The sequence below is a fragment of the Acinetobacter lwoffii genome, from assembly GCF_024129715.1.
Taxonomy (GTDB): domain Bacteria; phylum Pseudomonadota; class Gammaproteobacteria; order Pseudomonadales; family Moraxellaceae; genus Acinetobacter; species Acinetobacter lwoffii_U.
In genome coordinates, this window is record NZ_JAMXXM010000027.1 from 23,379 (window position 1) to 33,751 (window position 10,373).

Consider the following 10,373-nt stretch of genomic DNA (forward strand, 5'->3'; position numbering starts at 1 on the left):
TAGGGGCAGAATCATGAACACAACTGTTATTCAAAATTCCTTAAAAAAGGATCAAATCGTGAATCCACAACAGACACAATTCACCTCGGATGAGGCGACACAAAAGCCAGCAACTCCGTTTGTTTCCCAGTTCGATACGCAAAGCAGCAGCAAAAAAGATGCGAAGTCGACGAATGTTAAACTTAGTACTTCTGATGTGCATGTGTACTATGGTGAAGCGGAAGCGATTAAAGGCATTGACCTGAACATTTATGAAAATGAAGTGATTGCTTTTATTGGGCCATCAGGCTGTGGTAAATCGACCTTTCTGCGTACCTTAAACCGCATGAACGATACCATTGATAGCTGCCGTGTGACCGGTAAAGTGATGCTGGATAATCAGGATATTTATGATCCAAATCTGGATGTAGTTTTGCTGCGTGCACAGGTTGGTATGGTGTTCCAGAAGCCGAACCCATTTCCGAAATCAATCTTCGATAATGTTTCCTATGGTCCGAAGCTGCATGGTTTGGCGCGTGACAAGTATGATCTTGAAGAAATTGTAGAAGGCAGCTTGCGTAAAGCTGGTTTGTGGGAAGAAGTGAAAGATCGTTTGAACCAACCGGGAACAGGTTTGTCAGGTGGTCAGCAGCAACGTCTGTGTATCGCACGTACCATTGCAGTCAGCCCGGAAGTCATTTTGATGGATGAACCGTGTTCGGCACTCGATCCGATTGCAACCGCCAAAGTGGAAGAGCTGATTTCTGAGCTTTCGACCCAATATACTATCGCGATTGTAACTCACTCTATGCAACAGGCAGCACGTGTATCAGATCGTACTGCTTATTTCCATTTGGGTGATCTGATTGAAGTCAACTCGACCGAAAAAGTCTTTACCCAGCCAGATCATCAGTTGACTGAAGCCTATATTACCGGGCGTTTCGGTTAATCCGATATCTAAAATAAGAGCCGCAAGGCTCTTTTTTTATAGGTGAAACAGATGGTGATAATCGTAATAATTCTCGAAATAAAGTTGAAAAAAACCGAAATTGACCTAATCTAAAGAAATAAATCCGAATTAAATAGAGAATAGATTTTTTATGTTATTTCATACTCCGAAACTGTCCGCTGAAATCCGTATTAGTCATCTCAATGCGCGTATCAATGAACAACGAAAAAAAATAGCGCAAACTACTGGCTCTAAACTGGAACTTTTACAGTTGTCGCAACAACTGTCAAAAGAATCGCGTGCGCGTAAGAAAACCAATCAAAAAATCTATGTACTCGATTTTAAAGGTGATATGGCTGCTTCTGCAGTAGAAGGCTTGCGTGAAGAAATCACCTTGATTCTGGCCACCGCCAAAGCAGGTCGTGACCGTGTGGTGGCGCGTCTGGAAAGTCCGGGTGGCATGGTCCATGGTTATGGACTTGCAGCAGCTCAACTGGTGCGGTTACGTGAGGCAGGTTTTCATTTGACCATCTGTGTCGATAAAGTGGCGGCCAGTGGCGGTTATATGATGGCGTGTATCGCCAATGAAATTATTTCTGCACCATTCGCGATTGTCGGTTCAATTGGTGTAGTGGCTCAAGTCCCCAACTTTAACCGCTTGCTGAAAGACAATAAAATCGACTTTGAACTCTATACCGCTGGACAGTACAAACGTACCGTGACTATGTTTGGTGAAAATACCGAAGAGGGTAAGGCTAAGTTTGAAGAAGAACTACAGCAAACCCATGCTTTATTCAAACATTTCGTTGAAAAGTATCGCCCGCAGCTGAATATTGAAAAAGTGGCCACTGGTGAGCATTGGTATGGCCGGGATGCGCTGGATCTGAATCTGGTGGATAAACTGCAAACCTCAGATGAATACCTGCTCAACTTATTAACCCAGCATGATATCTATTCCATCCAGACCCGCAAGAAACCAACTTTGGGTGAAAAGCTGGGCCTACAAGCAGCGCAAATTGCTGATTCACTGGTACCAACTGTCATGAATAAAGTCATAGAAAGCTTAAGCAAAGCCAATGCAAATCTGGTGCAAATGCGTGATCCAAAACTTTAATTCAGTTGATCTTGAATGAATTTCAAAGCTCACTTCGGTGGGCTTTTTTATTTTTTGAAATCATATTGTTATGATATAAGTGGAGTACTCTGATTGAGTCTAGGCTCATATGCTCACGTTTATTTTGTTGCTTGGGTTTTTTAGTATCGTATTTATTCCGATGTTATGTATGCTTTATTCTGAAGCAAAATTAACTCAGGATAATTCTAAGAAGATTTTGTTTTGGCTAAGTTTTCTACCCGGTGTTTGTATCTTTCTGCTGTATAGCTTTCAAAAGCCCACTGATCCACCTGTTATTCCATCGAAGGAATGTGGTGTTGTGCAGTTTTATCAGACGCATAAAGTTCGAGGTGATAACGAATTTGAACGTGTGAGTATTCGCTTTGATGGCGCTCAATATAGTCGGCATTTATTCTTCGATAAGCATCTGGATAAAATTCCTCAAGGCCAAAAGGCTTGCTTTGAATATCTGGATAAGTTCAAATATCCACATTTGTCAGAATCTAAGTTTGTTCAATGGATTGAACCGAATGAAATGTAAACCATCACTGAAACTAATCAGATAAAATAAAGCATATTTTATTGTTAGAGCAGAAACATGGCTATAGCTGAAGCATTTCTTGCGACGCAAAATTGTTATTTTAATTATGAATTTGAAGAACTTTATTTAGAGGATGATTTTCCTGAGGAGTTATCTGTGTCACTGCGTGGCATGATGTTCCGTCATGAGATTCAATATCCTGATGCAATCTATTTCATTTATTACAGTGAGATGTTGACGGATAATGAACTGCAAAAAATGAAAGATGATTGGATGCGATATTGCCCACATTCATAATTGAAAAATATGAATGTAATTAAATGCGTGATCCAAAACTTTAATTCAATTGATCTTGAATGAATTTTAAAGCTCACTTCAGTGGGATTTTTTGATTTTTCGGTATCAACTGCAGACCGCCTGTTACCGCTGCACCAATCGTAGCAAGCAAGACGTCTTTGTGTGCATCCCACATGTCACCTTGTTGTCCATTATAGTTTTCAGCTTCCTCGGGAGATAAACCAATGGCAATCAGCCATTCCAGCCACTCATAGATCATACTGCTGGCCACCACGAACTGAATCACCAGCAGGAAAATGACCACAGGTTTTTGCTGTGGCAACCAGACCTGAAACAGGCGATAGAAAATTGGATAAAGTAATAATCCGTAGGCCAGATGGACAAAACGGTCGAACATATTACGTGACCAGTGCATGGCTTCATTCAGATTAAAGCCAAAAATCTGTTCGATCCACTGGTTATAGGGCACATAAGAATACAGATAGTGCGCAGCAATCACATGAACAATCAGAAAAAGAATATATAAATTAAAACTTAAAAAATTCAGGCCGATTTTATACAGGCAGATGAGCAGCATGATGATCATGAAAACTGTACCTGCCTGATGCAAAAGATAAGCTTCCAGTTCTAAAGGACGAATACTGGCAAGCAAAATCGCCAGAATTAAAATACCCAGGATCGCGTAATGTTTGGCGGAAAGTCGATGCTCAATCATGTCGTTATTATGAAATATCTTTTTAGAATAAAACACATTATAAATAAAAAGGCGAAGCCTGAGCTTCGCCTTTTCGTCTTATTGCAAATTAGATTTTAGCAATCAGCTCAGCCACTTGTTTGGCTTGGTCAGCAGCATTACCTGTATATGATGCAGGGGTCATTTCTGCTAAACGTGCACGGTCAGCAGCGGGAACAGCTTCTAACTCGTTACCGTTTACGAAATCAACCATAATTTCGCGAGTCATGGCCTGACCACGAGTAAGCGCTTTTAATTTTTCGTATGGTTTTTCAACGTTGTAACGACGCATTACAGTTTGAATTGGTTCAGCCAATACTTCTTGCGCATTGTCCAAGTCTTCATTGATACGCGCAGCATTCAATTCCAGTTTACCAATACCTTTAGAGCAAGCTTCAAAAGCAATTAAGCTTTGCGCAAAACCAACACCCATGTTACGAAGCACAGTAGAGTCAGTCAGGTCACGCTGCCAACGAGAAATTGGCAGTTTTTCACCAAGGTGTGCAAGTACAGCATTTGCAATACCCAAGTTGCCTTCAGAGTTTTCGAAGTCAATCGGGTTAACTTTGTGCGGCATGGTTGAAGAACCGACTTCGCCTTCTTTCAGTTTTTGCTTGAAGAAACCAAGAGAGATATAGCCCCAAACATCACGGTTAAAATCGATCAGAATAGTGTTGAAACGACGCAGCGCATCAAACAATTCAGCCATATAATCGTGTGGCTCGATTTGAGTGGTGTACGGGTTGAAGTCTAGACCCAGAGACTCTACAAATGCTCGTGAATGCGCAGGCCAGTTGATGTCTGGGTAAGCAGAGTAGTGCGCATTGTAGTTACCGACTGCACCATTGATTTTGCCCAGTAGCTCAACATTTTTAAACTGTTTGATTTGACGTGCAAGACGGTAAGCCACGTTTGCCATTTCTTTACCCAAAGTCGTCGGGCTTGCAGTTTGACCATGAGTACGAGACAACATTGGCTGGTCTGCATGCTTTTCAGAAAGCGCAACGATTGAATCAATGATTTGCTGCATAGATGCAACTAGTACATCACGACCGCTTTTCAGCATCAAGGCATGTGACAGATTGTTAATATCTTCAGACGTACATGCAAAGTGAATGAATTCACCGGCATTTTTAAGTTCTTCGATACCAGCGATTTTTTCTTTCAGGAAATACTCAACCGCTTTAACGTCGTGGTTAGTGGTGCGTTCGATCTCTTTGATGCGATTGGCATCATCTTCAGAAAAATCGCTCACAATCGCATCAAGCGCTGCATTAGTTTCGCCTGAAAACGCCGGTACTTCAGTAATTTCCGGGTGGTTTGCAAGCGCTTGTAACCAACGCACTTCAACAGTCACACGAGCATGGATTAAACCAAACTCAGAAAGAAAGGGACGTAGAGCATCACATTTGCTCGCGTAACGTCCATCTAATGGAGAAAGTGCAGTTAAAGCGTTCATATCGATTCCTTAGATTTTGGAATTAAACGTAAAACAAAACACGTGCAGCATCAGTTAAACCACCTGAAACTGTAAACGCGCTAGATTCTGAATATCTTGTAGCAACTTGCGTTTGCCAAATACCATACCCCAAGAGCTGCCACCGAGCTGACGCCACAGGTGCGCCATTTGCAAACCGGTAAATAAGGACGCACGAATGCGGTTGGTGTGTCCGGCATCTTTAAAGGCTTCGGCATTGCCACGTACCATAATACGCGGATTAATCTGTCCGGCCGTATCGACATAGGTTTGAGCAAGGTTGGCAATGATGCTGGGGTGCAGGTAATTATTATCGAAGAAGGAGAGCTGTCTGAGAATTTTCTGTTGAGACTGTTCAATAATTTCAACAAATTTGGGGTTGCTATAGACCTTCTTTTCTAACTGAAGAAGTGCCATCGCATAGCTCATGGGAAGTTTAGTGCTGGAAAGTTTTGGAATTCTGGATTTGGGTGAAGTATTGAAGGGTTGAATAATGCTGCTTTCTAATGTTTTTAAACCTAAGGAAATATCGGCCAGCTGATTAAAAAAGTCGAGTGTCTGGGCATTCTGATTGCTGCCGGGACGGATATTAAGACTGGCTCTAATCAACTGTTCAAAATAAAAGTTACCACTTTCACCAATACTTTGCTGCCCCGTCAATGCAGTCATATGGGTTAGCTGGGTGGCCTGAAACACACCCGCTAATGCCAAAGCACGATTTTGACGAGTATTCAACGTTGTGGCTGGTTGAAATGGTAACTCCGTCATGCCGAATTCATCCTTTTATAAAATCAGGTTTAGGCGCATTGGTATGATGAATCACACCACCCCCTAAACAAACTTCACCTGAATAGAACACCACGCTTTGACCTGGGGTCACTGCACGTTGAGGTTCATCAAACTCAACACAAACACCATTCGGTGATTCTGAATCTTGATACACAGTACATGCTTGATCAGTCTGACGGTAACGGGTTTTGGCAGTACAGCGGAAACCTGTTTCAGGAATATCCTGCTCACCTGCGACCCAGTCAATTGCTTCAGACCAGAGCATAGTGCTTTGCATGAGTGGGTGTTCATGGCCTTGACCGACCACCAGACGATTGCCTTCGATATCTTTATGCAATACGAACCAGGCACCTTCAGCAACGCCTTTCATACCGCCAATACCAATACCACCGCGTTGACCGAGCGTATAGTACATTAAGCCGTGATGATCACCAACCTCTTTACCGTCTTCCAGTACGATTTTTCCGGGTTGAGCGGGTAAATATTGCTTCAAGAAGTCATTAAAACGACGTTCACCAATAAAACAGATCCCAGTCGAGTCTTTTTTCTTGGCCGTAACCAAATCTAATTCTTCTGCAATTTTACGGACTTGTGGCTTTTCAATTTCACCAACAGGGAACAGGGTCTTATTAATTTCACGACCATGAACCGCATGCAGGAAATAAGTCTGGTCTTTGTTATTGTCCACACCACGCAATAAAGGTGCATATTCTTCACCACGTGAGTTGGTCATGGTTTCACCACGACGGCAATAATGACCCGTCGCAATAAAATCTGCACCCAGATTTACTGCGTGATCGAGAAAGGCACGAAATTTAATTTCTTTATTACATAAAATGTCTGGGTTTGGCGTACGGCCAGCTGCATATTCCGCCAGGAAATGTTCGAATACGCGATCCCAATATTCCATGGCAAAGTTTGCGGTATGCAGTTTAATGCCGATTTTGTCGCAAACGGCTTGTGCATCGGCAAGATCTTCCATCGCCGTGCAATATTCTGTGCCGTCATCTTCTTCCCAGTTTTTCATGAAAAGACCTTCAACCTGATAACCTTGTTGAAGTAAAAGGGCAGCAGAAACAGATGAATCTACACCACCTGACATACCGACGATGACACGTTGTTGCATAGGATTAGGCATCCAAATTTGAAATTAAGGGAGAATTTTGGTGCTCGTAAATGAGCGATAAAGGGTACTTTTGACCTGAAAGCGCATCTTGTACGGCTTTAATCACCAGTGGGCTACGCGCACGAGCAGATTCAAGCAATTCATCTAGCGTCATCCAGACTGCACCGATAATGTCAGCATCTAAAGCGGCATTTGGGTCGTAGTCAATGGATTTGGCTAAAAAGCAGAAACGAAAATAAGTACGATCCGGGAACATCGGTGGGGTATAAGTATACATCCCTAAAAGATGAGTTACTTCAACCGTATGTCCGGTCTCTTCCATGGTTTCACGAATGGCGGCTTCAATAATGGTTTCGCCACATTCGATATGACCCGCAGGCTGATTAAATACCGTGTGTGTCACACCTTCGGTTTGTTCTTCTACAAACAGGAATTTTCCGTCTTTTTCAACGACAGTTGCGACAGTGACATGAGCAGTCCAAGCAGTCATAAAGCAGCACCATGGAAAAGGATGCACTATTGTATAAAATTTTAGGGTGTGTGGCTATGTTGAGAGCAGGTTTCTTTAAGCGACTTAATGCATTAATGAATAATCAACCAATGATAATCATGGTATTTGGGGTTAATGAATTACAGAGAAAATAAATGCTGAAGTGATCATTTTAGAACTGGGAAAACGCACATAAAAATAGTATAGCGGGGCTGTTAATCTTTTTTTCAGGACTTGTAGAAATGCTGATGGGGATCAGGGGCTTGATTTCCAAAACAATTATTTAAAATAATTAAGTCTATAACTGAAAGTTGATATATCAGATAGTTATACCCTTTATAGTACGACGAAAAAGCCTAAATTAGCTAGATAAGTGAGGGTGTTTGTCTTAAAAGTATTCTGAATGATGCGTTCAAATATTTTTATAGAGTTATGTGTCTAGCCTATTGACTTCAAATAAGACAAGTTTGAAGATAAGAAGGTTGAGTAAATATCAATCAATTTTTAAAAAGAAGAAAAATAACCGAATATAATTAAAAAGTTAAGAGATATTATAAATCTTCTAGTATTGTCTAACTTTTTAACTGCATTCTGATTTAATGCAAAGTTTTCTTCATCATGTATCAAAAAATAAACTTATAAACCCAACATTAAAAAAATATTTTGAGCAGGTTGACATGATGACACCGCCAAATTCAAATATTGGTTTTCGATTAGATATTAATGGCCTGCGTGCCTATGCGGTATTAATGGTATTGTTTTTTCACTTCAAAATTCCAGGGTTTAATGCAGGTTTTTTGGGTGTAGACATATTTTTTGTCATTTCAGGGTTTCTGATGACAGCAATCATTTGTAGCAGCCTTGAAAAAAACAACTTCAAATTATTTGATTTTTATATGGCACGGATAAGACGGATTTTTCCTGCCCTGATGATACTTATTATTATTTTGCTGGTTTTAGGGTGGTTTTGGTTACCCTTACCTGACTATATGTTTTTGGGTACGCAATCGAGTAGCGCTCTGTCTTTTAACTCTAATCTTTATTACTGGCGTACTTCTAATTACTTTGATGGCACTGCTCATGAAAAGTGGTTATTACATACATGGACATTGGGTATTGAGTTTCAATTTTATCTACTCTTACCTATTTACTTGTTACTACTGACAAAAATTAAATCGGAACGCCGTACCTTATTATACGGATTGTGTTTTGCATTTCTGGTGTCTCTACTTTTAAGCATCGCGATATCTCATTCGAAACCCGTAGCTTCCTTTTATTTATTGCCTGTTCGAGGCTGGGAGTTCGTTTCTGGTGGATTGGTTTATTTAGCTGCGAAAGAATTTCCACAATTACAAAGATTTGCCAAGGTGTACTTTGTAGTGGGAGGTTTTTTATTGGTATTGGCCATGTTGGTCATTCATAAGGGGTTGGTTTGGCCTTCTGCTTGGGCGGCGTTACCAGTACTGGGTACAGCACTGGTTATATTGTCACAACAGGAAGACTCCATGTTAACCACGCACCCTGTTGCACAATGGTTGGGAGATCGTTCATATTCGATTTACTTGTGGCATTGGCCGGTTGTGGTTGGCTTGTATTTTGGTAGTGTGCAAGATGATTTAAACTGGATACTATTTGGTTTGGTGCTTAGTCTGATACTGGGGCATCTTTCCTATTTACTGGTTGAAATACCCTCACGCCAATTTTTAACGAAATTTCGTCTTTCCAGACAAGCTCTAGTCATCTTTAGTTTTGGTTTGCTTGCGAGTTTATCTGCAATCGCGATCAGTGCCAAACTACTTCCATTTGAAGAAATTCGATTACCTAAAATTGTAGAGATTGCTGCTGCAGAAACATGGGATATAGATCCTAGGCGTGAAGAGTGTAATGCCTCTCATGACAAAATAGGGTCGCCGAGTTGTGTGTACGGAAAAGAAAAAATTTTAGCAATTTTAATGGGGGATAGTCATGCATCAGCAATAGCAAGTTCTTTGGGTACAGCAGCCTCTCACTTTAACTCAGGTGTGATTTCCTGGTTTATGGATAGCTGTCCTACACTGGATGGCATTCGATATATAGATCATAAAGAGTACAGTGCGGATTCATGTGATCTTCTAAATCAATGGGCAAATGAAGAATTAAAAAAATATCCTAACATTCCGCTAGTTTTGGTCAGTCGTACTTCAGAATATGTCAAAGGTGTGAATGAGCCTGACCAATCGGAACGGTCTAAACTAGCACCAGTCTACTTCAGTAAAAAATATCTTTATAATGATGATAAGCAGTTTATAAAGGAATTTTCCCAAGTTTTAGTTGATACAGCATGTCGTTTGGCAAAAGACCGACCGGTTTATTTAATGCGACCAATACCAGAGTTCGGAATAGATATTCCCAAGACCATTTCGCATAAGCTGGTTATTCATGGTGCTGTGGAAGATATGAAGCTATCACTTTCTGAATATCATAAACGGCATAAAATTGTCTGGGATGCTCAGGATGAAGCAGCTCAGCGCTGTGGAGTAAAAATCTTGAATCCTCTGCCTTATTTATGTGATACAGAATATTGCTATGGTTCAAAAAATGCTCGTCCTTTGTATTATGATGATGACCATTTGAGTGAATATGGCAATAAATTTTTAGTCCCCATGTTTGAACAAGTATTTAAACATTAAGTTGAGTTGCTACAGGGTAGAGGATTTATTCAATGTTTGAATTTTCCCGGAATTTATCCTGTAAAAAGCATGAAAAGACGCTAATACTGGCCTTATATTAAAAGAGGCTGGTAAATTACTAGGGCGTGTCCTCATTTGAAGAATTGGTTTTAAATACTTAAAATCCTCCTTTGAGTTATTTTTATTTCTATATTTTCAATGGCACGTAC

The 10,373-nt window shown here is 40.7% G+C and carries 10 protein-coding genes; 5 read left to right on the forward strand and 5 right to left on the reverse strand.

Going from position 1 to position 10,373, the window contains the following annotated elements:
* The first annotated feature begins 13 nt into the window (after nt 1–13).
* The 4 genes from pstB to NI462_RS13060 all read left to right on the forward strand — a co-directional run bounded on the left by pstB (nt 14) and on the right by NI462_RS13060 (nt 2,880).
* Nucleotides 14–928 carry a phosphate ABC transporter ATP-binding protein PstB gene (gene pstB / locus NI462_RS13045; protein WP_004279716.1) on the forward strand — a complete coding sequence of 305 codons (915 nt, stop codon included), beginning with the start codon at nt 14–16 and terminating at the stop codon, nt 926–928.
* Between the two features lie 151 nt (nt 929–1,079).
* Nucleotides 1,080–2,042: a protease SohB gene (sohB, locus tag NI462_RS13050; RefSeq protein WP_253160947.1), complete on the forward strand. Its 963-nt coding sequence runs from the start codon at nt 1,080–1,082 to the stop codon at nt 2,040–2,042.
* A 109-nt stretch (nt 2,043–2,151) separates the two neighbouring features.
* A complete protein-coding gene (locus NI462_RS13055) occupies nt 2,152–2,583 on the forward strand; it encodes a hypothetical protein (protein ID WP_253160949.1) in 432 nt (143 codons plus the stop codon).
* 57 nt (nt 2,584–2,640) lie between these two features.
* A complete protein-coding gene (locus NI462_RS13060) occupies nt 2,641–2,880 on the forward strand; it encodes a hypothetical protein (protein WP_044112890.1) in 240 nt (79 codons plus the stop codon).
* Between the two features lie 73 nt (nt 2,881–2,953).
* On the opposite strand, the gene NI462_RS13065 is transcribed toward NI462_RS13060, so the two are convergent.
* From NI462_RS13065 to NI462_RS13085, 5 genes are all read right to left on the reverse strand, one after another.
* Nucleotides 2,954–3,595, reverse strand: a complete 642-nt coding sequence (locus NI462_RS13065) for a DUF2238 domain-containing protein (protein WP_253160951.1) — start codon at nt 3,593–3,595, stop codon at nt 2,954–2,956.
* Nucleotides 3,596–3,683: 88 nt separating this feature from the next.
* Nucleotides 3,684–5,072 (reverse strand): adenylosuccinate lyase, encoded by a 1,389-nt coding sequence (gene purB, locus NI462_RS13070; RefSeq protein WP_253160953.1) that lies wholly within the window; start codon nt 5,070–5,072, stop codon nt 3,684–3,686.
* Between the two features lie 54 nt (nt 5,073–5,126).
* On the reverse strand, nt 5,127–5,858 hold the full coding sequence (hflD, locus tag NI462_RS13075) for a high frequency lysogenization protein HflD (RefSeq protein WP_005107369.1): 732 nt from the start codon (nt 5,856–5,858) through the stop codon (nt 5,127–5,129).
* 7 nt (nt 5,859–5,865) lie between these two features.
* Nucleotides 5,866–7,005: a tRNA 2-thiouridine(34) synthase MnmA gene (mnmA, locus tag NI462_RS13080; protein WP_253137710.1), complete on the reverse strand. Its 1,140-nt coding sequence runs from the start codon at nt 7,003–7,005 to the stop codon at nt 5,866–5,868.
* Nucleotides 7,006–7,009: 4 nt separating this feature from the next.
* Nucleotides 7,010–7,495: an NUDIX hydrolase gene (locus tag NI462_RS13085; RefSeq protein WP_253160954.1), complete on the reverse strand. Its 486-nt coding sequence runs from the start codon at nt 7,493–7,495 to the stop codon at nt 7,010–7,012.
* A 599-nt stretch (nt 7,496–8,094) separates the two neighbouring features.
* On the opposite strand from NI462_RS13085, the gene NI462_RS13090 reads away from it, so the two are divergent.
* The gene (locus tag NI462_RS13090; protein ID WP_253160956.1) at nt 8,095–10,164 is read left to right on the forward strand and encodes an acyltransferase family protein; all 2,070 of its coding nucleotides are present in this window, start codon (nt 8,095–8,097) and stop codon (nt 10,162–10,164) included.
* Nucleotides 10,165–10,373 lie beyond the last annotated feature (209 nt).

Excerpts from the sequence above, each read along its gene's own strand:
- pstB (WP_004279716.1), top strand. The coding sequence starts at position 14 with ATGAACACAACTGTTATTCAAAATTCCTTAAAAAAGGATCAAATCGTG.
- sohB (WP_253160947.1), top strand. The coding sequence starts at position 1,080 with ATGTTATTTCATACTCCGAAACTGTCCGCTGAAATCCGTATTAGTCAT.
- NI462_RS13055 (WP_253160949.1), top strand. The coding sequence starts at position 2,152 with ATGCTCACGTTTATTTTGTTGCTTGGGTTTTTTAGTATCGTATTTATT.
- NI462_RS13060 (WP_044112890.1), top strand. The coding sequence starts at position 2,641 with ATGGCTATAGCTGAAGCATTTCTTGCGACGCAAAATTGTTATTTTAAT.
- NI462_RS13065 (WP_253160951.1), bottom strand. The coding sequence starts at position 3,595 with ATGATTGAGCATCGACTTTCCGCCAAACATTACGCGATCCTGGGTATT.
- purB (WP_253160953.1), bottom strand. The coding sequence starts at position 5,072 with ATGAACGCTTTAACTGCACTTTCTCCATTAGATGGACGTTACGCGAGC.
- hflD (WP_005107369.1), bottom strand. The coding sequence starts at position 5,858 with ATGACGGAGTTACCATTTCAACCAGCCACAACGTTGAATACTCGTCAA.
- mnmA (WP_253137710.1), bottom strand. The coding sequence starts at position 7,005 with ATGCAACAACGTGTCATCGTCGGTATGTCAGGTGGTGTAGATTCATCT.
- NI462_RS13085 (WP_253160954.1), bottom strand. The coding sequence starts at position 7,495 with ATGACTGCTTGGACTGCTCATGTCACTGTCGCAACTGTCGTTGAAAAA.
- NI462_RS13090 (WP_253160956.1), top strand. The coding sequence starts at position 8,095 with ATGCAAAGTTTTCTTCATCATGTATCAAAAAATAAACTTATAAACCCA.